We start from the raw sequence: 22,202 nt of genomic DNA on the forward strand, positions 1-22,202 counted from the left end.
TTGATCAATAAAACGTACGAGTCCATCGCCAGCGCGGTGGAAGGGATCACCGACGGTTCGACCATCATGGTCGGTGGCTTCGGCACGGCTGGCATGCCGTCCGAGCTGATCGATGGCCTCATTGCCACCGGTGCCCGCGACCTGACCATCATCAGCAACAACGCCGGCAACGGCGAGATCGGCCTGGCCGCCCTGCTCATGGCAGGCAGCGTGCGCAAGGTGGTCTGCTCGTTCCCGCGCCAGTCCGACTCCTACGTGTTCGACGAGCTGTACCGGGCCGGCAAGATCGAGCTGGAAGTGGTGCCGCAGGGCAACCTGGCCGAGCGTATCCGCGCCGCAGGCTCCGGCATTGGTGCGTTCTTCTCACCAACCGGCTACGGCACCCTGCTGGCCGAGGGCAAGGAAACCCGTGAGATCGACGGCCGCATGTACGTGCTGGAAATGCCGTTGCACGCCGACTTCGCACTGATCAAGGCGCACAAGGGTGACCGTTGGGGCAACCTGACCTACCGCAAGGCCGCACGCAACTTCGGCCCGATCATGGCCATGGCTGCCAAGACCGCCATCGCCCAGGTCGACCAAGTCGTCGAACTTGGTGAACTGGACCCGGAACACATCATCACCCCGGGTATCTTCGTCCAGCGCGTGGTCGCCGTCACCGGTGCTGCCGCTTCTTCGATTGCCAAAGCTGTCTGAGGCCTGCCATGACCATCACCAAAAAGCTCTCCCGCACCGAGATGGCCCAACGCGTGGCCGCAGATATCCAGGAAGGCGCGTACGTAAACCTGGGCATTGGCGCGCCAACCCTGGTGGCCAACTACCTGGGCGACAAGGAAGTGTTCCTGCACAGCGAGAATGGCCTGCTGGGCATGGGCCCAAGCCCTGCGCCGGGCGAAGAAGACGATGACCTGATCAACGCCGGCAAGCAGCACGTCACCCTGCTGACCGGTGGTGCTTTCTTCCACCATGCCGATTCGTTCTCGATGATGCGTGGCGGCCACCTGGACATCGCTGTACTGGGCGCCTTCCAGGTGTCGGTAAAGGGCGACCTGGCCAACTGGCACACCGGTGCCGAAGGTTCGATCCCGGCCGTAGGCGGCGCAATGGACCTGGCCACCGGCGCCCGCCAGGTATTCGTGATGATGGACCTCCTGACCAAGACCGGCGAAAGCAAGCTGGTGCCCGAGTGCACCTACCCGCTGACCGGCATTGCTTGCGTCAGCCGCATCTACACCGACCTGGCCGTACTGGAAGTGACACCTGAAGGACTGAAAGTGATCGAGATCTGCGCGGACATCGATTTTGACGAGCTGCAGAAGCTCAGTGGTGTGTCGCTGATCAAGTGATCCAGGAAGCCTTAGGCTCTGTACGAAAAGTCTTGAGACGCAGGTCAGGCAAGGCGAAAACAGCCGAGGAACGGCCGGGGTCGCGCCCGACTGTACTGGAGTACATGAGCATTCCGAGGCTGTTTTCAACGCAGCATGAACAAGTATCAAGGCTTTTCGTAAAGAGCCTAGGGCTTTCCATGCCCTCTGCGGCATTATCGATAGTGCCGCACAAGCGCCGCGAGCAGGGAGCACGCGGTGCTTGAGGCCGCCTTTCCAACCGCTTCGGAGCCGATAGACGAGAACTCTCGGAGAGGTCAACCCAATGAGCTATCGAGCGGGAGCCAGATAGCGGCGTAAAAAACTGCCGGCCACGACTTTACGCCTTTTTTACTCGACATTACCGTAGAGCAGGCAATACTGCCGGCATTGTCCCAACGAGCTCCCTCAATGCCGCTTCCCGCATTGCGTTTCATCGCGTTCATTATTGGTGTATTCCTGATCACGTTGGCCGTCAGCATGGTGATTCCGATGCTGACGCTGCTGGTGTACGACCGCAGCGACGACCTCGGTGCATTCGTCTGGTCGAGCCTGATCGTTCTGTGTGCCGGCCTGCTCATGGTAGCCCGCGGCGTCCCCGACACACCGCAACTGCGGACCAGGGACATGTATCTGCTCACGACGGCAAGCTGGGTCATCGTGTGCGCATTCGCGGCGCTGCCAATGGTGTTCATTCGACACATCAGTTACACGGATGCGTTCTTCGAGACCATGTCGGGAATCACCACCACCGGCTCGACCGTGCTGACCGGCCTGGACAGTGCATCGCCGGGGCTGCTGATATGGCGTTCCCTGCTGCACTGGCTGGGAGGCATTGGTTTTATCGGCATGGCCGTGGCGATCCTGCCACTGCTGCGCGTGGGCGGCATGCGCCTGTTCCAGACCGAGTCTTCGGATTGGTCTGACAAAGTGACGCCGCGTTCGCATGTGGCAGCCAAGATGATCCTGCTGGTCTACCTGGGCCTGACAGCATTGGGGACATGCGCGTTGTGGGCCGCCGGCATGACCCCGTTCGAAGCCATCAATCATTCGATGTCGCTGGTTTCAACCGGTGGTTTCTCTACCTCGGATGCCTCTCTGGGTCATTGGAGACAGCCTGCGGTGCATTGGGTAGCCGTGGTCATCATGATACTCGGCAGCCTGCCCTTCACGCTGTATGTCGCCACGCTGCGGGGCCATCGACGCATCCTGCTCAAGGACCATCAGGTTCGCGGTTTCATTGGCTTTCTCGCCTTCGTCTGGCTCACGGTCGGAACCTGGCTCTGCTGGCACAGCGATCTGGCCTGGTGGGATGCGTTTCGTATCGTTGCGGTCAATGTGACCTCGGTGGTGACCACCACGGGCGTTGCCGTGGGTGATTACACGCTCTGGGGCAGCTTCGCCATCATGCTGTTCTTTTACCTGACGTTCATCGGCGGGTGCTCAGGCTCTACCGCCGGCGGTTTGAAAATATTCCGTTTCCAGGTGGCCGCTGCCTTGCTTGTCAGCAGCCTGAAACAGTTGATCCATCCACGGGCAACAATCTCGAAGAAATACAATGGGCACCCCATCGATGAAGAGATCGTTCGCTCATTGCTGACGTTCTCGTTCTTCTTCTCCGTCACCATCGCGATCATCGCCCTTGGCCTCTCTCTGATAGGGCTCGACTGGATGACGGCGTTGAGTGGGGCTGCCACCGCCGTATGCAACGTCGGCCCAGGCCTGGGCACACTTATCGGTCCTGCAGGTAATTTCGCCTCCTTGCCGGACGCAGCGAAATGGTTACTGACCATCGGCATGCTGCTTGGACGGCTCGAAATCCTCACCGTACTGGTACTGGTCTCGCCAGTCTTCTGGCGATTCTAAGGCGGAGGTCATCCGGCCAATCAGCCATAAAATTGGGCAGGGACTGCATATTCGTTCTAGGTTTACTGGCGCAGGAATAACAACAACAAGCGGAGAACGACGCCATGAACCGAGCCCTTCGCCTGGCATTGGCCAGCACCTTGTTTACGGTCTGCGCGGCTGCCCAGGCCGCACCAACCTTCATCAACATCCTCACAGGCGGTACCAGTGGTGTCTATTACCCGGTAGGCGTAGGCATTTCACAGATCTACAGCCACGGCATCGAAGGCAGCAAGACCACGGTGCAAGCCACCAAGGCCTCGGTAGAGAACCTCAACCTGTTGCAAGCCGGTCGAGGGGAGTTGGCATTCGCGCTGGGGGATTCGGTGTCAGATGCCTGGAAGGGCGATGCAGAGGCTGGATTCAAAACGCCCTTGAAGAAACTCCGCGCCATCGCCGGCACCTACCCGAACTACATCCAGATCGTCGCCAGCAAGGAGTCGGGGATCACCTCCCTGTCAGACCTCAAAGGCAAGCGTATATCGGTTGGGGCACCCAAGTCCGGCACCGAGCTGAATGCCCGCGCCATCTTCAAAGCCGCAGGGCTTACCTACCAGGACATGGGAAAAGTTGAATACCTGCCCTATGCGGAGTCCGTCGAACTGATCAAGAACCGTCAGCTTGACGCCACGCTGCAATCCTCAGGGCTCGGTCAAGCAGCTATCCGGGACCTTGCCGCGACCTTGCCGGTAGTGTTCGTGCCTATCCCTGCCGAGGTCGTGACCCGCATTGGCAACAACGCCTACCAACCCGCCACCATTCCTGCCAACACCTATGATGGTCAGAGTGCGGACGTATCAACGGCGGCCATCAACAACATCCTCGTCACCCGCGCCGATATCGGCGATGACCTGGCCTATCAGATGACCAAGCTGATATTCGAGAACCTTCCACGCCTGGTCACGGCCCACGCTGCAGCGAAAGATATCCAGGCGGAGAATGCCGCCAAGAACCTGCCCATTCCGCTGCATCCAGGAGCAGAGAGGTACTTCAAGGAGAAAAACCTGCTCCCCTGATGACATTCTCGAGCCATGGAGCAGCGTATGAGTGATACAGCGCAAGGTCTTCACGCCAGCACCGATCGCTGGCCTGCCGCGCTTTTTGCCGTGGCACTGGTCTTTTCGGTTTTCCAGATCGCCACGGCGGCCTTCCCTCTGATTTCCACCCAAGTACTGCGTGCAATACACGTGGGGTTCCTGTTGCTGGTGGTGTACCTGAGCTATTCATTCGTTGGCCACCGTCGGCCGTGGCAACCCCTTGCCTGGCTGCTGGGTCTTGCGGGAATGGCGACGGCCACATACCAGTGGTACTTCGAAGGGGATCTGATTCAACGCTCCGGCGAACTGACCACCAGTGACCTGATCGTGGGGCTGTTGCTTATTGGTTTGGTCTTTGAAGCCGCGCGGCGCGTCATGGGCATAGCGTTGCCCATCATTTGCGCCCTGTTTCTGGCCTATGGGTTGCTTGGCCAACACTTGCCAGGCGAACTCGCGCATCGAGGCTACGGCCTCGATCAGATCGTCAATCAGTTGGCCTTCGGCACCGAGGGGCTGTATGGCACACCGACCTATGTCTCAGCCACCTACATTTACCTGTTCATCCTGTTCGGCGCATTTCTCGAGCAGGCGGGCATGATTCGTCTGTTCACCGATTTCGCCATGGGGCTGTTCGGCCATCGCAGCGGAGGGCCGGCCAAAGTGTCGGTGTTCTCCTCGGCACTGATGGGTACCATTACCGGCTCGGGGGTGGCCAATGTCGTCACCACCGGACAGTTCACCATTCCGCTGATGAAGCGTTTTGGCTACAAACCTGCATTTGCCGGTGGCGTCGAGGCGACCTCCAGCATGGGCAGCCAGCTGATGCCGCCGGTGATGGGCGCCGTGGCGTTCATCATGGCCGAGACGATCAACGTGCCCTACGCCGAGGTGGCGAAAGCCGCGCTCATCCCAGCATTGCTGTACTTCGGCTCGGTCTACTGGATGGTCCACCTGGAGGCTCGGCGCAGCCATCTGCATGGTTTGCCGCGCGAACAGTGCCCGAGTGCCTGGAATGCGTTGCGACAACGCTGGTTCCTGCTCGTACCGCTGATGGTCCTGGTCGCGCTGTTGTTTTCCGGGCGAACACCTTTGTACTCGGGAATGGTCGGCCTGGCCCTGACTGCCATCGTCATCCTAGGCTCGGCGATCATCCTGCGCGCTCAAAAAACCTGGCTGCGCGCGGCTTTCTGGGTTGCACTCGGGATACTGTGTTCAGGTTTTTTCCGCATGGGGATCGGGGTGATCCTGATGGTCATTGCCGGCCTGGCCATTGCGTGCTGCTTTGTCCAGGGCGGCCGCGCCACCCTGCACGCATGCGTCATGGCCCTCGCGGAAGGTGCCCGTCATGCGGTACCGGTGGGTATTGCCTGTGCGCTGGTCGGTGTCATTATCGGCGTCATCTCGCTGACCGGCCTGGCCACCACCTTTGCCGGATACATTCTTGACCTGGGACGCGACAACCTGTTCCTCTCGCTGGTGTTGACCATGCTCACTTGCCTGGTACTGGGTATGGGCATCCCGACCATCCCCAACTACATCATCACCAGCTCCATTGCCGCCCCCGCCCTGTTGGAGCTCGGGGTCCCGCTGATCGTCTCGCACATGTTCGTGTTCTATTTCGGCATCCTGGCCGACCTGACGCCGCCAGTGGCATTGGCGTGCTTTGCAGCGGCCCCAATTGCCAAGGAAAAAGGCCTGTTGATCAGCTTCTGGGCGGTGCGCATTGCCTTGGCCGGTTTCGTTGTGCCCTTCATGGCGGTCTATGACCCGGCGTTGATGATGCAAGGTGAAGGCATGGGCAGCACGCTGTACATGGTGATCAAGGCGGCGTTCGCGGTTGCCCTTTGGGGGTGTGCGTCGATCGGGCATTTGCGTGCCCCCATGCCCTGGTGGGAGCGCCTGCTGGCGTTCACTGCTGGCGTGTCATTGATACTCGCCCTGCCCATCAGCGATGAGGTCGGTTTTGTTTTGGGTGCGGCAGTGCTGGGTTGGCACTACTGGCGAAGCCGACCGGCTTCTGGACACCCCGCATGATCAGCCTTTGCGTTGGGCTGGCCGGTGTGGTCTGGGTCAGCCTGCCACTGAACGAGTTTACCCTCGCGTGGCAGCACAGTATCGAAAAGGTCCGCTGGGAAGAGGATTATCAAGTGACCCCGGCTGGCCTGGTACTGGTAGAGGCACGGGTCAAAGGCAGCGGGGCCGGCATGGAGATTCCGGACGACGCTCAACTGCGCGACGGCACTTGGCACTATCGTCGTCATCTACCACCGCTGCAGCCCTTGCATGCCGGGCGAACGCCCGAGGCTGGCGACTATCAGGTCTGCACGACAACCGGGTGCCAGCCGCTGTCCCATTGGTTAGGACCGCCGAGCGAACGCATTGCTGCAGTAGACTTCTGGGCCTGCGAAAATCCGCCTTTAGACAGCAGGCGAACCGCCCTGCCCTGACTGCGCCAGGGCAGGACCGAATCCAGTTCAGCCCACCACGTGCAAGTATTGCAGGTGGCGTTCGTACTGATCCAGGATGTCACCAATCACATCGTCGCGGCTCCACCCCATGATGTCGTAGTCCTGGCCCCCTTCTCGCAGATGCACTTCCGCACGGAAATACTTGCGCGCATCGCCACCGTCTTCGGTGTCCTGCATGACGAAGCTTGGCGTATTGAAGGCCCGTGGCCGCACCTCGTAGAGGAAACGCCCTTCACCGGCATGGGAGAGCTCCAGGGATACCCGTCCATCATCGCGCTCATTCACGCTCACCTCGTAGCCTTGCTTACGCAACTCCTGGGCGACCTCTTCGCAGGCAGGCCTCACCACCTCGGCGATAAAGCGGGTGACATGAACCCGGCGCGGCATCAATGCAATATTGCGCAGCCTCCGCTGCCAGCCGCCGTGTGGGTGGCGGGTATGGCGTGGGCCTGGCAACGCTTGATTGCGCAACCCGCGGCGAGTCGCATCAAGACTCAGCGCCTTGAACAAGCCCCAAATCGCAACCAGCAAGATGACCGCGAACGGCAGAGCGCTCGCAATGGTCGCGGTCTGCAGCGCCTTGAGGCCGTTCGCCAGCAGCAACGCGATCGCGACCGCGCCGATGCAGATTGACCAGAAGATACGTTGCCACAGGGGTGAATGACCTTTTCCGGAGGAGGCGAGCATATCCACGACCAGCGCACCAGAGTCCGCCGAGGTCACAAAGAACACGACCACCATAAGCACCGCGACCAACGAAATGATGCTGGAGAACGGGAAATGCTCCAGGAAAGCGAACAAGGCGAGGGAACTGTCTTCACTGACCACAGTAGCCAGATCCTTTACACCATCGTTGAGGATCATATGGATTGCCGAGTCACCGAACACCGTCATCCACAGTAAGGTGAAACCCGCCGGTACGAACAATACGCCGCAGACGAATTCCCGAATGGTCCGCCCTCGCGAAATACGTGCGATGAACAAACCCACGAAGGGCGACCAGGACAACCACCAGCCCCAGTACAGCAAGGTCCAGCCACCGATCCAGTCGGTGGGCTCGTAAGCGTAGAGATTGAAGGTTTTATTGACGATATCCGAAAGGTAAGCGCCGGTATTCTGTACATAGGTCTGCAGCAGGAACACCGTAGGCCCAAGCAGCAGCACGAACAGCATCAGAATCACCGCCAGGCTCAGGTTGAGCTCGGACAGGATGCGAATACCTTTGTCCAGGCCGCTGGCCACTGAAAGCGTCGCCAATGCGCAGGTGGCGGTGATGAGGATGACTTGCACGGTAGTGTTTACCGGCAAACCGAACACATGATGAAACCCGCTGTTGATCTGCAATACCCCGTAACCCAGCGAGGTCGCCACACCGAACACCGTGCCGAGGATGGCAAAGACATCGACGGCATGGCCTATAGGGCCATAGATTCGCTCACCAATCAGCGGATAGAGTGCCGAACGCAAGGTTAACGGCAGGCCGTTGCGGAAGCTGAAGTAGGCCAGGATCAGCGCGACGATGGCATAGATCGCCCACGCATGCAGGCCCCAGTGGAAAAAGGTGATTTTCATGGCTTCCCGTGCCGCAGCGACGGTGCCAGGATCGCCCACGGGCGGTGTGGCGAAATGCATGACCGGTTCGGCCACGCCGAAGAACATGAGGCCAATCCCCATACCCGCCGAGAACAGCATGGCGAACCAACTGCTCTTGCGGTAATCCGGCTCACTGTGGTCAGGGCCTAGCTTGATGTCGCCATAGCGGCTGACAGCCAGAAACACCACACTGATCAACACCAGCGCTACAACAAGAATGTAGAACCAGCTGGCATTGGTGATGATCCATCGCTGGACTTGCTCGAACAGCGTCTGGGCGTGCTCCTGAAATGCCGTGGCGTACAAGACCAGCAGAAAGATAAGTATCGCACTGGTGTAGAAAACGGGTGGATTGAGGGTGCTCCTGGGTTTGGGGGCTGCAGTCATAGCGGCCGTTCTCCTTGCAAGGCGATGAGCACAGCGTGCCTGAGCACGACGACATTTACCAAGGCTAGCAGTTGGATAAATTCCCGTTTGCCAAGCCTCGTGTGCTCGGAAATAACCACAAACCCTAACGTCTGCAGGAAAAAATCTCAAACCGACATGCCTTTGGAGTGAATGGTTTGGCGCTTTTTGTTCATCTGAGAGTGGTTATTCGGTAGACTAGCGGACGGGTGCCAGCTGCACGGTGCAGTGAGGCAGGTTAAAGAACAGCGCAGGTCGGGCCGCCATGCGGGAGCACCTGCGCCTATGCATAAAAAAGAATTACCTCGCGCCCAAGACCTGGCCGAGCGAGCCTTCGCCAACCTTGAGCGCTTTTTGCACATTGAAGCGGTCAGCGGCATCGTTCTGTTGATTGCCGCAGTCGCTGCACTGATCTGGGCGAACTCCCCGGCTGCCGACAGTTATGAAGCCCTTTGGCATACGCCGTTGACATTCGGCGTGGGCTCGCATGTCTATTCGCAGTCCCTGCACTTCTGGATCAATGATGGCTTGATGACCATCTTTTTCCTGGTCGTGGGCATGGAGATCCGCCGCGAGATCCACGAGGGCGCACTGTCCAGCCTGCGCCAAGCCACACTTCCCATGGCAGCCGCTGTCGGCGGCGTAGCGGTACCCGCACTCCTCTACCTGAGTTTTGGTCACGCGCCAGCAGACCAACAAGGTTGGGCAGTGCCAACGGCGACGGATATCGCCTTTGCGGTGGGCGTACTGGCACTGCTCGGCAAGTCGATCCCGTCCAATGTACGTGTGTTCCTCCTCGCCCTGGCAATCATCGATGACATCATCGCAGTCCTGATCATCGCGTTCTTCTATTCTGGCGGCCTTGATTACACCGGTTTCGGCGTTGCACTGATCGGCCTGCTCATGGTGATCGGGCTTCAGAAGATCGGTGTGGGTTCAGCCTTCGCCTATGTCATTCCTGGCGCGATCGTCTGGCTGGGCATCTTGTTGACCGGCGCCCACCCGACTCTCGCAGGTGTTGTGCTAGGCCTGATGACACCTGTCACCGCAATGCCCATGCGTGAGCGCCCGCTGGATGCCATTACCCGCTTCACCGGCGAATTGCTGGGGCGCGCCAAGGCGCCTGAGCAAGATGCCAGCGACCTCATTGATCCTTTGAAACGGCTGCGCCTGGCCCAGCGCGAACTGCTGCCGCCGGTGGTGCGTATGCAAGGGACCCTGCACCCTTGGGTAGCCTACGGCATCATGCCCGTGTTTGCCTTGGCCAATGCCGGGGTAAGCCTTTCGGGTGTCGACCTGTCCGCTGAAGGCCCCCAGTGGGTCATGATCGCCGTCGCTGTCGCCCTGGTCGCAGGAAAGCCCTTGGGCATCGTCAGCGTTAGCTGGCTGATGGTCCGCCTGGGCTGGTGCGAGCTTCCCGCCGAGGTCAACTGGCGTAGCATCATGCTGGTCGGGCTGCTGGCCGGCATCGGTTTCACCATGTCGATCTTCATCGCCAACCTCGCTTTCGTCGACCCTGGCTCACTCGGGGCAGCGAAACTCGGTGTGCTATCCGCGTCATTGATCGCGGCCGTGCTAGGTTTGACCTGGGGGATGTGGAGCATGCGTAAGGCAGCACCTGCTACCAAAGCAAGTTCGGCCTCCTAGCCACATTCTGGCACTGGCGATCCGTTGCATGTGAGCAAACGGATCGCCACGCCTGGCACGACTACAACCTGTGTCGGGTAGGCCTGCCTGGGAAAACACGCCATACTCACGGCTTTCCAAGTCAGCCATGTGTGGACCATGCCCGAACCTACCCGTCCTGCACCTTCACTCTCCCGCCGTTCACGCTGGCGAGAATGGCGTCAGCGACTGGCGTTCTGGATCGGGGCGTTGCTGGTGGGGCTGGTTGCGCTGGCATTCGCCTGGCTAGCCGACGCGGCGTTCGCTTCGTTCAAGCGTTTGCTGGAATGGGCACCCTGGTCACCTCTTCTCATCACTCCGCTTGGTTTCGCGCTCCTGGCTTATCTGACGCAACGGTGGTTTGAAAATGCCAAGGGTAGCGGCATTCCCCAAGTCATAGCCGCCCTGGAAGTGCCCTCTCGCCGGCTGCGCGCCCGATTGCTCTCGCTCCCTGTGGCTGCAGCACGCATGAGCCTGACGTTGGGCGCCCTGCTGGTCGGCGGTTCGGTTGGCCGGGAAGGCCCGACCGTCCACATCGGCGCCGCTGTGCTCTATTCCTTTGGCCGACGTTTAGGCCTGCATGGCCGGCGCACCATCGCTGGCCTGGTGCTCGCCGGAGGCGCCGCGGGTATTGCGGCAGCCTTCAATACACCTTTAGCGGGGGTGGTCTTTGCCATTGAGGAGTTGAGCCGCACGTTCGAGCAACGTTTCAGCGGCCTGGTGCTCACTGCGGTGCTGATCGGTGGGGTCGTCACGCTGGGGCTGATGGGGCATTACGCCTATTTTGGAGAAATCAGCGGTCGAATGCCGGTGGGCTGGGGCTGGAGCGTCGTGCCTGCCTGTGCAGTCCTGGGCGGGCTGCTGGGTGGTTTTTACGCCAAGCTTGTGCTGCCCACCGACAAGGGCATACTCGGCCAGGTCTGTGCATTACGCGGACGCTATCCAGTGCGCTTTGCTGCCATCTGTGGCTTGTTGCTGGCCACGTTGGGGCTCGTCTCTGGCAATCATGTATTCGGCACCGGGTACGAAGAAACGCGAGCATTGCTGGAGGGGCAACCGATCACGGACGCAAGCTTTCTCCTCTGGAAGTTTCTGGCCAACGTCGCGTCCTATCTTTCCGGGATTCCTGGCGGGCTCTTTTCGCCTTCGCTGAGCATCGGCGCCGCCTTTGCGCCCCTGTTGAGCTTGCTGCCCGATGTTGATCCCCAGGCAGGCGCACTACTCGGCATGGGCGCATACCTGGCCGGTGTGACACGCTCGCCACTGACCGCCTCGGTCATCGTGCTTGAATTGACACACAGCCCGGACCTGGCCATTCCCATGTTGGCATCGACACTGATGGCGGCGGCCATCTCTGGATGGGTGTCTCCGGTCTCGCTTTACCATGCCTTGGCCAAGCAGATTACCGACAAGCTTCATGCTGCCGCGTCTTCTTCCACAGAGCCCGCCCCTAGCCAAGCAAGCGCTACTGAAAAACCTTGAGCAGCACCAAGCCTGCCCTGAGGGGGACAGGGCTCCCAACAGGGCGGAACTGTCGCGCGCATTCACGCCTCCGTAGAGTCTGTTGGCTGCTTTAGCACCCCGAGCAACAGCAGGTCGAACGCCTTGCCAGCCTGCGCCAAGCATGCATTGCCGTCTTCGGCCTCCGCGATCCACACAGCCGCTTCAGCCAAGCTGCCGTAGATCAACGCAGCCAGCGCTTGAGCGTGCGCGTTGACGAAAACGCCCTGTAGCACCAGGTTGTCGATCAACTGGCGCAGCGACTCTATGCAATACCGCTGGGCCTCAGGCGAGCCGCCACCCAACACCGCTCTGGCGTCGCGCAGCACGATGCGCTGGATCTCGGGCTCCAGCGCCATCTCCAGGTAGGCGTGGCAGCGCTGGCGGAAGCCGTCCAAAGCGTTATCGGCGGTCTCGGTAATGGCACGCAGGCGCTCGTCCATTTCAGCGTCGAGCTGCTCGACGACGGCTGCCAGCAACCCCTTCTTGTCGCCAAAGTGGTGATACAACGCCCCCCGTGTCAAGCCCGCCCGGGCGGTCAGATCATCCATCGAGGCGTGCGCAAACCCCTGCTCGGTGAACATCTGGCGGGCGGTGGCCAGTAACAGGGCTCGGGTTTCTTGCATTGCGGCGCGGGTGCGGCGAACCATCCAGCTATTCCTTGTGTTCTGGCGGCATGGGGTGGGCGTATACGAGTATTCATACCGCTTGCACGCATTGTCTTGGGCGCGAGGCGCACTGACAAGCCTGTCGTATCGTCGCGCGGTGACCGAGCCCCCAAGCCTGGCGGTCCCTGAAGCCGATCAAAGCGAATACGACGCCTGTCGGGCTCGGTCGCGCATGCGCTGGTAGCCCCAAAGCGCGACCAACAACACTGCGGCCCCGGCGGCCAAGGCCACGTTGAATCCGGCCTGGGCACCCCACACATCGACCACCTGCCCAGATGCTGCGGCACCGCCGGCAACTCCAACGTTGAGACCGGCGAGCAACCAGGTCATCCCTTCGGTCAGCTTGCTTTCGGGCACGATGCGCTCTACCAGCGACATCGCCACGATCATGGTCGGGGCGAAGAACAGGCCCGCGACCAGCACGGCGATGGCCAGCCCGATGATGTTTCCCACCACCAGCAGCGGCAAGGTTGTCGCCGCAGTCGCCAACCCACCCAGCAGTAGCAGCTTGTGTAGCGGGATATCGAGTTTCAGGACACCGAACACCAGCCCCGCGACACAGGAGCCGATGGCATAACAGGACAGCACCACGCTAGCCGCAGCCGGCATGTCCATCTGCTCGGCGAATGCCACGCTGACGATGTCGACCGTACCGACGATCAAGCCCATAGCAACCATTAGCAAGGTCAGCAGGCGTACGTCGGCCAGCCTGAACACCGACATGCTGTCTTGCCCGGTGGCGGCATCGGCCTCTACTGGCGGCTCGGTGCCGACCTGCACCGCCAAGGCGAACACGCCGATGGCCAGGAAGATGGCAGCAACCAGTGTACCGGCCTGCGGAAGTACCGCCACGCTCAGCCCCACCGAAATCGGCGGGCCAGCAATGAAGGTGACTTCGTCAAGAACGGTTTCCAGCGAGTAGGCTGTCTTCAGTTGCGCCTTGCCGCGGTAAATCGCGGTCCAGCGCGCGCGCACCATCGCCGACATGCTGGGCATGAAGCCGGCGAGCGCGGCCCCGACGAACAGGGTCCAGTCCGCCAACTGCCAATAGCTGCAAGCCAACAGCAGAAGGATGCCCAGCACGCTGAGCCCGGCGGCGGCCGGCAATAAGCGGCCCTGGCCATGGCGGTCGACCAGGCGCGAGATCTGCGGCGACATCAGTGCATAGGTCAGCACGAAGGTGGCCGCCACCGCACCGGCCAGGCCGTAACTGCCGGTGATCTGCGACAACATGGTGATGATCCCGATACCGGTCATCGGCAACGGCAACCGGGCCAGCAGGCCGGCCAAGGCGAAGCCCTTGGCGCCTCTGGCCTGGAACAACTCGCGGTAGGTACTGAACACGCTCGACTCCCCTTATCGAAAGGCCCTTGGGCAGTCACGCTCAAGGTAAATTACATGCAGCTCGTATGATTAAAACCTTATTATCATACGCACTGAATGTAAACCCTCATGATCCGCCGAGAACGCCCTTATTCAGCCACCCTGCCCTGTGACGCCTTGCGTGTCGCGAGCGGTCGTTCGCCGTCGAGCGTGAGTTGAACAGTGTGGGCGATGCCCTCCGCGCTTAGGAGGCGCGGGTCAAAAAGGTGGGCAATCTGCGCAACAAGCCCACCGGGACTTGGCTTGCATCACCCATTAGAGGAAGGAGTGCGGAACGATGGTACCGTCCCAATTTCAAGCGATTGAGTAGAGATGAGAAAGGCCCATCATTCGATGAGCCCTGTCAGGCGCCTACGTGCGAAGGCATCAGGCGGCACGCCCGGCGGCACCAAAGCCTTACAACTTCCAGTCCAGGCTGACCATCATTGTCCGTGGCTCACCTTGGTAAACGCCGTTGTAGAATCCAACGTTGTTGTAGTAATGCTCATCGAACAGATTCTTCACGTTAACCGACGCTGACAGGTGTTCATCGATTTGATAGCGTGCCATCAGCCCAACCACCGAGAACGCCTTCTGGCCGATCTTGTCTTTGGCAGTGATGATCCTGTCACCATCGCGCCCCACTGGGCGGTTGGCCATTTTGAAGTTGTCGCTCTGCCAATCCAGGCTCGCCCCAACGGTCAATGCCGGGTTCATCTTGTAGGTGCTGGAGAAGCGCACAAGGTTCAATGGCTGCTCGGTATTCTTTCGCTTTTTCTCGGCTGTGGCGGCATGGGTGTAGCTGTAACCCAGGCTCATCTGCCAATCGGTCATCACCTCGCCCGCGACTTCAGCTTCGAAACCTTCAACGACTACACCTTTACCGCCGCTTTTGTAGAAAACTTCATTGCCATTGGGCGGCACCGAGTCATCCTGTTCCGCCACGTTATCCTGTTTACTGCGGAACACGGCAGTACTCAGGTTCAGCCTTTCTTCGAACATACTGCCCTTGAGACCTACCTCATAGACTTTGCCAACGATAGGTTCGATGTACTGCTTGTTGACGTCTCTCACGGTCTGCGGGTTAAAAATGTCGGTATAACTGACATAGGCGGTGAACTGGTCATTCAGGTCAAAGAGCACACCAGCGTAGGGTGTCCACTGATCGTTTTGCGTCTGCTTGGTAGTGGACTGACCGGCGACATTCAGGGCGTCGTCATAGTCCCATTCCCGACGCTCCGTTTCCCAACTGCCGTAGCGGCTGCCAACCACGAAGTGAAGGCGGTCTGTCGGGTTCAGCCGTGTTGCGATGTAACCCGCTTTCTGACGGGTGTAGGAGCGCGAACTGTCCAGTCCGGTATCGATGTCATAGAACTTGGGGATAGACCCCATGTACTTCCAGTCAGGAATCTTGTTGTAGTCTTGGGGCACTGGAAGACCAAGGCGATATGGCTCACTATTGCGCCGTTCTGACTCGCCGTAGCCGATCATGAAGTCATGACTGCGCCCCATCAATTGGAAGGGGCCAGCGAGGTTGAAGTCGATCGCATCCATCTTCTCCTCCCCACCAAAATGCGCGTACCAGGCCCGCATGCCACTGCGATCAGCCTCCGGGAAACCATTACCTCCGTAGTACACCTTGCCGTCACTGTCGGTTTGCCGATGGGTGTAGGCCACTTTCATCAGCCAGTCGTTACCCAGGCGCTGATCAAGGGTTGCGAATACCGTCTGGTCTTTCAATGGCCAGGAGGACCATGGGGCGCTGAGGTTGGTCGAGCGTGGGAGATTGGCTTTACTGCCATCGGCATTCCAGAAAGGCACCGTACCCCATGAGGAACCTTGGACGTGCTTGTTCTGATAGTCATATCCCACCGCCAGGACCGTGCTGTCGGTCAGGTCGGCTTCGAGCACGCCATACGCCACCTCACGCTGGGTGGCATATTTATTCATGAACGACTTGTTGTCGCGATACGCCAACACTGTGCGACCGCGCAGCCGCCCCTCCCAGCCTAATGGGCCGCCGACATCCAGGTAGGTGTAGTAGTTGTCGTAGCTGCCCCCACTGACACCGCTCTTGACCGCCAGCTCATGCGTTGGCCGCTTGCGCACCATTGCGATAGTGCCCGAGGGATCACCAGCGCCTGTCGTCAGTCCAGTGGCTCCGCGAACGACCTCAATTCGATCGTAGATGATGGTATCCGAGTCGGACTTAAGCCCCGAGAACGTATTGAGCATTCCATCGATCTGGAAATTATTGATCGCGTAACCACGTGAGTAGTAGCTAGGTCGCTCCGAGTCATTTCGCTGAACCGTTACCCCCGTCACATGGGCCATGGCCTCGGACAGCGTGTTGAGCTGGAAATCGTCCAGCTGCTGCCGGGATATCACCGAGACCGATTGGGGTGTTTCCTTGATCGAGAGATTCAAGCGCGTGGCTGCGCTCATGCTCCCGGTAGTGTAGGAGCCACTGTTCTCAGTGGTACTACCCAAGCTGGTAGCGACCACATCAGTGGAACCAAGCTCCAGCACACTGTCCTCGGATTTGGTTTCTGCCTCAGCCAGCGAAAACGGGCAGAAGACGGAAGCACACAGGCCGAGAGTGAGTGTCATGGAAGGGTTGATCGACGGGGGCATCGCGGGCTGACTCCTTGTTCATGAAAAATCCTTGGCGCAGGAATCTACATGAAAATCATCCGCATGTGATAATTAATATCATCTTCGTGATGGCAGCCCTTCCCCATCGCCCCTCTTGGGAGCAGGGTTCTTTGAGGGTTGAGGGATTCCACCGTCCGCGGCGACAGTTGCCAAAGCGCGTGAGATCTACTGCTCCACTCAGGTTCAAGCGCTCAGGCGAGAAGGTCGAGCACACCAGTGGCACCGCGTATCGCTGCTCGGGAAGGTCGCCGAGATCGTCGGCGAGTCTCTGCGCAAAGGCGCCCAATGCCACATCGAGGGCAATGGGGCATACCTCGACGGCAATGATCTTCAAGCATTGCGCGAAGTGAGTCAGCCAGGACGGCCGGGATGCGGGGGATGAACCAGGCGCTCAGGCGGGCCTGAACCCAATAAAGGGGGCCGCAAGGGCCCCTTTCTTCTGCCTGTCATTCCCAAAGTGTTCCCAAAACGCTCCCATTTGAGGGTCAAGCGGCTGCGAACATCAATGAAATCAAGCACTTGTATGGCGGAAGCGTAGAGATTCGAACTCTAGGATAGTTGCCCATCGACGGTTTCAAGACCGTGGTACAAATCCACGCCCTATGTGGACTGCACGGCAAAATCGCTTCCAAAACATTGGCGAAACGGCACAACTACAGGCCGCAAAATCCAAAGGTCGCCGTTTCAGTTTTGGAATCGATTTTTGTGCTTTCAGAGCTCGCCAATAGTCATACATGTCTAATTTTCAGTAGAACTCGCCGTTAACGAACGTGCGCTGACCGGCAAACCGAACAGACGGTCAAACAACCAGCTGAAAGAGAAAGAATAGACTAAGAAAAACACCAGAATGGCGATTTCCATTCGAATGGCATTATAGAAGCTAATCTGGTACCACCACATGTACACCGGGATTATGAAGCATATCAAACCAACCTCGAAGCCAATCGCCTGGGTAGCTCGCCTTAACAAGCTGCGGGCTTTGATAAGCTGTCGAGACTCCCAGTATTCAAATGCGGTGTTGTAGACAAAATTCCAAGTTGTGGCGATGACAGAAATACATATTGCGACTGGCGTCGATTCAATTGGCTTACCGCCGGCTAAGTAGGCCAATATAAAAGAAGAAAATGCAATCGCGAAACATTCGTACAAACTCACATAAAAAACACGACGCTGCCAAGGTTTTAGAGCCATAGTCAGACATTCCTTGATGGACTTTGTGGCGGACCCCCTATCTTAGATTATTTCGATAATCGATCAGCCTTCCGGGCCGATTGAGAGATAAGCTTTCGAAGCTCCATTTTTACCAGATCCGCCAGCAACTGTCAAAGCGCTTAAAGCTCGCCAACAGGGGTTATATCAATGCTCATAGTTTGTGATGGCGCTTCAGGATGATGAAAGAAATAACTCACCCAGCTCGAAACCGGACTTTCTCCAAGGAGTCCTTAAGCATCACAACGAGAAACCTTATAACTTAGGTTAATTTTATTTCGCGCCATGCATTCATCATTCTTCAGCGCAACTCCAAATCCTGGAGCTGGCTTAGAATCTTGCTCAGCAGATAAATCATTACAAGATAGAACCTGTGACTCCCTCTCGCTTCTTAGGCATGCTCCAAAACTTAAGCAAGGACTTGAACGATAATAAAAATACCCATTTAGACCGACTGCTGCCCTTCACGAAGGGCAACTAACGGCCAGGATAGATCATTCGAAATGGTCTATAGAAACAGGGGCTGACTGGTAATACAGCCCCTCCTCATAACAGGTCAACCGGTTTTCTTACTGTGTCCGCCGCGGTCTTACTCTGAAAGCTGAGCAGGCAGTAAGTGAATAAGAGCCAGCGCGCAGCAGATGAAACTACTGAGGAATGGCTGCAATCACCGAGATTTCTACCAGCAACTCTGGGCTGGCCATCTTAGCCTCGACACAGGCACGCGCAGGGGCGAAGCCTGACGGCACCCAGCTGTCCCATACACTGTTCATTTCGGCAAACAGGCTCATATCCTTCAGGTAGATGGTGGCCGACAGCAACTGCTCACGGTTGCTGCCGACCGACTCCAGCAGCGCATCGACCTTAGCCAGCATGGTGCGTGTCTGCTCGGCGATGCCGGCGCTACGGTCCTCTGCGACCTGGCCGCATAAGTAGGCAGTCTGGTTATGAACCACGACTCGGCTCATGCGCGCGGCTGTTTCATATCGGCTAATGCTCATCACTTCTCCTATTGAAGTTTCATGTTGAAATGACAGGCTACTGCTTGCCCCCACGGCTCACAAGCGAAGCCAGCTCCCCCAGGGAAAGCAGCTTGATCGGCGCACGGATGGTGTAATACCCCACTTGCTCGATGTCGACATTGCGCTCGGCGGCAATGATCTGCGCCAAAGTAAGGCCACACATGCGGCCCTGACAGAGCCCCATGCCCGCACGACTAAAAGCCTTGGTCTGATTCGGACCGCTACAGCCACCCCCCACGAAGCGGCGGATATCGCCGGCACTGACCTCCTCGCAACGACAGACGATTGTGTCATCAGCCGGCCGCAGAAATTCGGCTGCCGGTTGGTAAAGCACATCCAGAAACGGCCTGATAGCCATCAACCCGCCCAGGGTCTGGCGCACCGGCCGTGCCAACCTGTCCCGTTCAGTGCTGGAGAGGCGTCCCAGTTGGCAGGCAACTTGACAGGCCGTCAGGCGCCCGAAGTGCTCTGCAGCTAATGCGCCACCTATCCCCGCTGAGTCGCCGGCGACGAAAACACCGTTGATCGAAGTTTCGCCCCAGGCATCGATCTGCGGATGCCAGCATTGCTGTTGTTCGTGCCATGAATGTCGCGCATCCATCACGCAGGTCAACTGGACATTGGGCACCACGCCCTGATGCACCATGAGTGACTGGCACTTAATCAACTGGCTACGGCCCTGATGCTGAAAGTGCACTTGCGCCAGGCGGCCGCTGCTGTCGGCGTAGGCGCGCAGCTGCGTCACCCCGCTGCGCATCTTGATCCCAGCCTTGCGCAGCGAGAGTAGATAGCCCAGCCCCTTGAGCAGCATGCGCCAGCCCCGGAGCGCCCCGACCCCATGGCGCAGTGCCTTGAAGTAGTTGGCTGACGGCGTGGTATCCAGCACTGCGCTGATCGGCCCGCCAGCTTTGTGCAGTTGCCAGGCAATCAACAGCAACATCACGCCGGGTAGGGTCCAGCCCGGGAAGGGGACCGGCCGCTCCTGTGCGCCGGTGGCCAGCAAGATTTTCGCCGCACGCAAGGTGCGACTCTGGCCGCCGATCTGCCCACCCGGGACGGCTTGTTCGTCAAGCAGGGCGACATCCAGACCATGCTGGCAGGCCGAAGTCGCGGCGGCCACACGCGGGCCGATCTCGGGTACCAGAGCTTTGAGTTGGGCATATTCGAGCACCTTGAATGAGTAATCGGCCCCCGTCTGTTCGCGCATCGCACAGAGCATGCGACTACGCGACACACAAGACTGACAAAGTAAAAGCGTGGCTGGCAGCGTATCCGCGCTACCCGGTGCATTTCACGCCTACTTCGGCATTTTGGTTGAATCTGGTGGAGCGCGTCTTCTCGACACTGAGCGAGAAATGGATCAAGCGCCAGGCACATACCAGCGTGAAAGATCTAGAGGAGTCTATTGAGTACTACCTGTCCACTCATAACGCCAACCGCCGCCCCTTTCGCTGGCATCGAAAGGCCGATCACATCTTGGCGAGCGTCGGCCGTGCAGCCGAGGCTGCTAGGCCGAAAAATATGAGCGTTACTTGCGAAACACCACAGAAATTGCGACTGGCTTCGCGGGTTCTCTCGGGTTTCATCCTGCAGTCGGCGTAGTTCCGCCTCCGCATTGTTGGCGGCCTGGGTGGTTTACGACAGCACCAGACTGCTGGTCAGCAGGCTGTGTGATAGAAATCGGTGCATAGGCTCCCTCCAGATGGCTTTCAACGCGCTGTACAGCGCATTTCCGGCCCCTGATAGCCCCACACTACGATGGCCTCGCCATGGTGCTCCCATAAACTCTCATTTTGTCCCTGGTAGCGCGCGCCGCTTGCCGTCTGTTCTAGGTACATCAGCGAACTGCGGTCACCGAACTCGACGATGGCCGTGGGCGGCTCGGTGCGGAAGAAGCTGGCAACCACTTCCTTGGCCGGGTTGCCGTCACACTGGTAGAACACCGGGCCGTTGGCCTCGACCAGCCGGTAGCGCGCCTGCAGTTCGGCGATGCGCAGGCGATAGCTGTCGGCGATGCAGGTAGGCTGGTCCGCGCTTTTCCAGCAATCGTTGCGGCCCTTGATCCAGCCCCGTTGCTCGGCCTTGAGCACCGGCGGATGTTCATTGCCGGCCTTCTGCTGCGCGGCCGTATAGACCTCGGCCATTTGCCGGTCTAGTGCCGAGAGCGACTCGCTCTGGCAGATTTGTTGTTCGATGCTGCCGGCCACGACCTGAGTGCAGTTGAAGGCAGGTCCCGCAGCTTGGGTGTGCGACAGAGGCAGAGTGAGCAGCAGAGGAAGCCAGTGTTTCATGGGAACCACCATTAGCGATTAAAAATACTGGGCTCAGTCTAACTCTTTTGAATAACGTGGAGGGTGGCCTAGCTTTCCTCGGCGGCTCATTACTGCCGTTGGCCGATCGCGGTACTTTGCGAAGGGCCACTTTGGGTCCAGGCTGTGTGAAAACGCAAGTAAGTAGGTCGAGTAGCGAAAGAAGCTAACCGGCGTTCCTTACCCGTCGTACACTGCTTCTGCATGGAACAACTCTGGCAGCCAGAGAACCAGCAGGAGTGCAGCAACATGTCGTCTTCCACCGAAGAATGCCTGCGGGTCAGTAGTTGATCCGCAGGGCATCGGTATTCAGCCGATGCAGCGATGTAGATGAAGTCCTGCTTGCCGAATCGGCCTTCCGCTTCGCTGCTTGATGTCAGCGGCTTCGGTACAAAAGTGGTGATCCCGGCTTGCTCCCAAGCAAGGATTTCCGGACCTTTGTAATAGCCTCGGTCGGCTACCACTGTCAGCGACTCCGCGCCGATCTCTTCGCGTGCCTGGTTCGCCATATTGCTCAGCTGCGTTCGGTCATTTCCAACATTGGTGACTTCATGGACAATGATCAGATGGTGTTTGTCATCGACTGCTGTTTGTACGTTGTAGCCAACCGTGCCAGTACCTCGGCCGCTCGTGGCCATTGAGCGTGCATCAGGATCGGTAAGAGCGATTTGCTGATCTGGGCTGGCGTGAAGCTGCGCTTCAATGTCCTTGAGCTTCATCATCTGCTGTTTCAGCTTTTCTATTTTTTCGCTCAGCCGTTCAGCCTTGGATTCGGCGACCTCGGGCGCTGCCCGATCCGCCGAATCCATCGCTGCAAGATAGCGGTCAATGCTCTGCTCGATCTGCTGCATGCGCGCCTTGATCTTGCCCTGGGTGAAGTTGCGATCGCGCTTATTCACGGCTTTGAATTTGCTGCCGTCAATGGCGATGATCGACTGGGTGAAGAGATTGAGGTTACGGCAAAGCACTACGAATTGCCGGCAGACGCTGCGAATGGCTTTACCACGGCTATCGGCCAATACCGGACAGCGGCCTAAGCT

Annotated in this window: 16 protein-coding genes and 3 pseudogenes; 10 read left to right on the forward strand and 9 right to left on the reverse strand. The window is 58.8% G+C overall.

Features of this window, described 5'->3' with window-relative positions:
- From J3A98_RS14530 to J3A98_RS14555, 6 genes are all read left to right on the forward strand, one after another.
- A complete protein-coding gene (locus J3A98_RS14530) occupies positions 1–696 on the forward strand; it encodes a 3-oxoacid CoA-transferase subunit A (RefSeq protein WP_010954768.1) in 696 nt (231 codons plus the stop codon).
- Between the two features lie 8 nt (positions 697–704).
- Positions 705–1,346 (forward strand): 3-oxoacid CoA-transferase subunit B, encoded by a 642-nt coding sequence (locus tag J3A98_RS14535; RefSeq protein ID WP_209967000.1) that lies wholly within the window; start codon positions 705–707, stop codon positions 1,344–1,346.
- 429 nt (positions 1,347–1,775) lie between these two features.
- Positions 1,776–3,230, forward strand: a complete 1,455-nt coding sequence (locus tag J3A98_RS14540) for a TrkH family potassium uptake protein (protein ID WP_176682312.1) — start codon at positions 1,776–1,778, stop codon at positions 3,228–3,230.
- A 104-nt stretch (positions 3,231–3,334) separates the two neighbouring features.
- Positions 3,335–4,285, forward strand: coding sequence for a TAXI family TRAP transporter solute-binding subunit (locus J3A98_RS14545; protein ID WP_209967002.1), 951 nt, complete (start codon positions 3,335–3,337; stop codon positions 4,283–4,285).
- Between the two features lie 27 nt (positions 4,286–4,312).
- Positions 4,313–6,340 (forward strand): TRAP transporter permease, encoded by a 2,028-nt coding sequence (locus J3A98_RS14550; RefSeq protein WP_209967005.1) that lies wholly within the window; start codon positions 4,313–4,315, stop codon positions 6,338–6,340.
- Complete coding sequence (locus J3A98_RS14555) at positions 6,337–6,753, forward strand: DUF1850 domain-containing protein (RefSeq protein WP_209967007.1); 417 nt, start codon at positions 6,337–6,339, stop codon at positions 6,751–6,753. Before J3A98_RS14550 ends, J3A98_RS14555 begins: the two co-directional genes overlap by 4 nt.
- 27 nt (positions 6,754–6,780) lie before the next feature.
- On the opposite strand, the gene betT is transcribed toward J3A98_RS14555, so the two are convergent.
- Positions 6,781–8,754 (reverse strand): choline BCCT transporter BetT, encoded by a 1,974-nt coding sequence (betT, locus tag J3A98_RS14560; RefSeq protein ID WP_176682493.1) that lies wholly within the window; start codon positions 8,752–8,754, stop codon positions 6,781–6,783.
- Positions 8,755–9,057: 303 nt separating this feature from the next.
- Between betT and nhaA the strand changes: the two genes are divergently transcribed.
- Both nhaA and J3A98_RS14570 read left to right on the forward strand, forming a co-directional pair.
- The gene (nhaA, locus tag J3A98_RS14565) at positions 9,058–10,419 is read left to right on the forward strand and encodes a Na+/H+ antiporter NhaA (protein WP_209967009.1); all 1,362 of its coding nucleotides are present in this window, start codon (positions 9,058–9,060) and stop codon (positions 10,417–10,419) included.
- A 138-nt stretch (positions 10,420–10,557) separates the two neighbouring features.
- Positions 10,558–11,919 (forward strand): chloride channel protein, encoded by a 1,362-nt coding sequence (locus J3A98_RS14570; protein ID WP_245355038.1) that lies wholly within the window; start codon positions 10,558–10,560, stop codon positions 11,917–11,919.
- Between the two features lie 62 nt (positions 11,920–11,981).
- Here the strand turns inward: J3A98_RS14570 and J3A98_RS14575 are convergent, their stop codons facing one another.
- The 3 genes from J3A98_RS14575 to J3A98_RS14585 all read right to left on the reverse strand — a co-directional run bounded on the left by J3A98_RS14575 (position 11,982) and on the right by J3A98_RS14585 (position 16,601).
- On the reverse strand, positions 11,982–12,587 hold the full coding sequence (locus J3A98_RS14575; protein WP_176682307.1) for a TetR family transcriptional regulator: 606 nt from the start codon (positions 12,585–12,587) through the stop codon (positions 11,982–11,984).
- A 153-nt stretch (positions 12,588–12,740) separates the two neighbouring features.
- Positions 12,741–13,949, reverse strand: a complete 1,209-nt coding sequence (locus J3A98_RS14580; protein WP_209967012.1) for an MFS transporter — start codon at positions 13,947–13,949, stop codon at positions 12,741–12,743.
- Between the two features lie 435 nt (positions 13,950–14,384).
- The gene (locus J3A98_RS14585) at positions 14,385–16,601 is read right to left on the reverse strand and encodes a TonB-dependent siderophore receptor (RefSeq protein ID WP_209967013.1); all 2,217 of its coding nucleotides are present in this window, start codon (positions 16,599–16,601) and stop codon (positions 14,385–14,387) included.
- A gap of 206 nt (positions 16,602–16,807) precedes the next feature.
- Here J3A98_RS14585 and J3A98_RS26970 point away from each other — a divergent pair.
- Positions 16,808–16,923: pseudogene (locus J3A98_RS26970) on the forward strand (single-stranded DNA-binding protein); the annotation flags it as partial.
- Between the two features lie 437 nt (positions 16,924–17,360).
- Here J3A98_RS26970 and J3A98_RS14595 read toward each other — a convergent pair.
- From J3A98_RS14595 to J3A98_RS14605, 3 genes are all read right to left on the reverse strand, one after another.
- The gene (locus tag J3A98_RS14595) at positions 17,361–17,813 is read right to left on the reverse strand and encodes a PACE efflux transporter (RefSeq protein ID WP_209967016.1); all 453 of its coding nucleotides are present in this window, start codon (positions 17,811–17,813) and stop codon (positions 17,361–17,363) included.
- Between the two features lie 665 nt (positions 17,814–18,478).
- On the reverse strand, positions 18,479–18,832 hold the full coding sequence (locus J3A98_RS14600; RefSeq protein ID WP_176682303.1) for a RidA family protein: 354 nt from the start codon (positions 18,830–18,832) through the stop codon (positions 18,479–18,481).
- 37 nt (positions 18,833–18,869) lie between these two features.
- Positions 18,870–20,060, reverse strand: coding sequence for an NAD(P)/FAD-dependent oxidoreductase (locus tag J3A98_RS14605; RefSeq protein ID WP_209967018.1), 1,191 nt, complete (start codon positions 20,058–20,060; stop codon positions 18,870–18,872).
- A 14-nt stretch (positions 20,061–20,074) separates the two neighbouring features.
- Here J3A98_RS14605 and J3A98_RS14610 point away from each other — a divergent pair.
- Positions 20,075–20,359, forward strand: a pseudogene (locus J3A98_RS14610) (transposase); the annotation flags it as partial.
- A 203-nt stretch (positions 20,360–20,562) separates the two neighbouring features.
- Here the strand turns inward: J3A98_RS14610 and J3A98_RS14615 are convergent.
- Both J3A98_RS14615 and J3A98_RS14620 read right to left on the reverse strand, forming a co-directional pair.
- Positions 20,563–21,144, reverse strand: a complete 582-nt coding sequence (locus J3A98_RS14615; protein ID WP_209967020.1) for an MliC family protein — start codon at positions 21,142–21,144, stop codon at positions 20,563–20,565.
- Positions 21,145–21,329: 185 nt separating this feature from the next.
- Positions 21,330–22,181 (reverse strand): annotated as a pseudogene (locus J3A98_RS14620) (transposase); the annotation flags it as partial.
- Positions 22,182–22,202 lie beyond the last annotated feature (21 nt).

Source organism: Pseudomonas sp. BP6, from assembly GCF_017875935.1.
Classification (GTDB): Bacteria; Pseudomonadota; Gammaproteobacteria; order Pseudomonadales; family Pseudomonadaceae; genus Aquipseudomonas; species Aquipseudomonas putida_Y.

Excerpts from the sequence above, each read along its gene's own strand:
- J3A98_RS14535 (WP_209967000.1), top strand. The coding sequence starts at position 705 with ATGACCATCACCAAAAAGCTCTCCCGCACCGAGATGGCCCAACGCGTG.
- J3A98_RS14540 (WP_176682312.1), top strand. The coding sequence starts at position 1,776 with ATGCCGCTTCCCGCATTGCGTTTCATCGCGTTCATTATTGGTGTATTC.
- J3A98_RS14545 (WP_209967002.1), top strand. The coding sequence starts at position 3,335 with ATGAACCGAGCCCTTCGCCTGGCATTGGCCAGCACCTTGTTTACGGTC.
- J3A98_RS14550 (WP_209967005.1), top strand. The coding sequence starts at position 4,313 with ATGAGTGATACAGCGCAAGGTCTTCACGCCAGCACCGATCGCTGGCCT.
- J3A98_RS14555 (WP_209967007.1), top strand. The coding sequence starts at position 6,337 with ATGATCAGCCTTTGCGTTGGGCTGGCCGGTGTGGTCTGGGTCAGCCTG.
- betT (WP_176682493.1), bottom strand. The coding sequence starts at position 8,754 with ATGACTGCAGCCCCCAAACCCAGGAGCACCCTCAATCCACCCGTTTTC.
- nhaA (WP_209967009.1), top strand. The coding sequence starts at position 9,058 with ATGCATAAAAAAGAATTACCTCGCGCCCAAGACCTGGCCGAGCGAGCC.
- J3A98_RS14570 (WP_245355038.1), top strand. The coding sequence starts at position 10,558 with ATGCCCGAACCTACCCGTCCTGCACCTTCACTCTCCCGCCGTTCACGC.
- J3A98_RS14575 (WP_176682307.1), bottom strand. The coding sequence starts at position 12,587 with ATGGTTCGCCGCACCCGCGCCGCAATGCAAGAAACCCGAGCCCTGTTA.
- J3A98_RS14585 (WP_209967013.1), bottom strand. The coding sequence starts at position 16,601 with ATGCCCCCGTCGATCAACCCTTCCATGACACTCACTCTCGGCCTGTGT.
- J3A98_RS14595 (WP_209967016.1), bottom strand. The coding sequence starts at position 17,813 with ATGGCTCTAAAACCTTGGCAGCGTCGTGTTTTTTATGTGAGTTTGTAC.
- J3A98_RS14600 (WP_176682303.1), bottom strand. The coding sequence starts at position 18,832 with ATGAGCATTAGCCGATATGAAACAGCCGCGCGCATGAGCCGAGTCGTG.
- J3A98_RS14605 (WP_209967018.1), bottom strand. The coding sequence starts at position 20,060 with ATGCGCGAACAGACGGGGGCCGATTACTCATTCAAGGTGCTCGAATAT.
- J3A98_RS14615 (WP_209967020.1), bottom strand. The coding sequence starts at position 21,144 with ATGAAACACTGGCTTCCTCTGCTGCTCACTCTGCCTCTGTCGCACACC.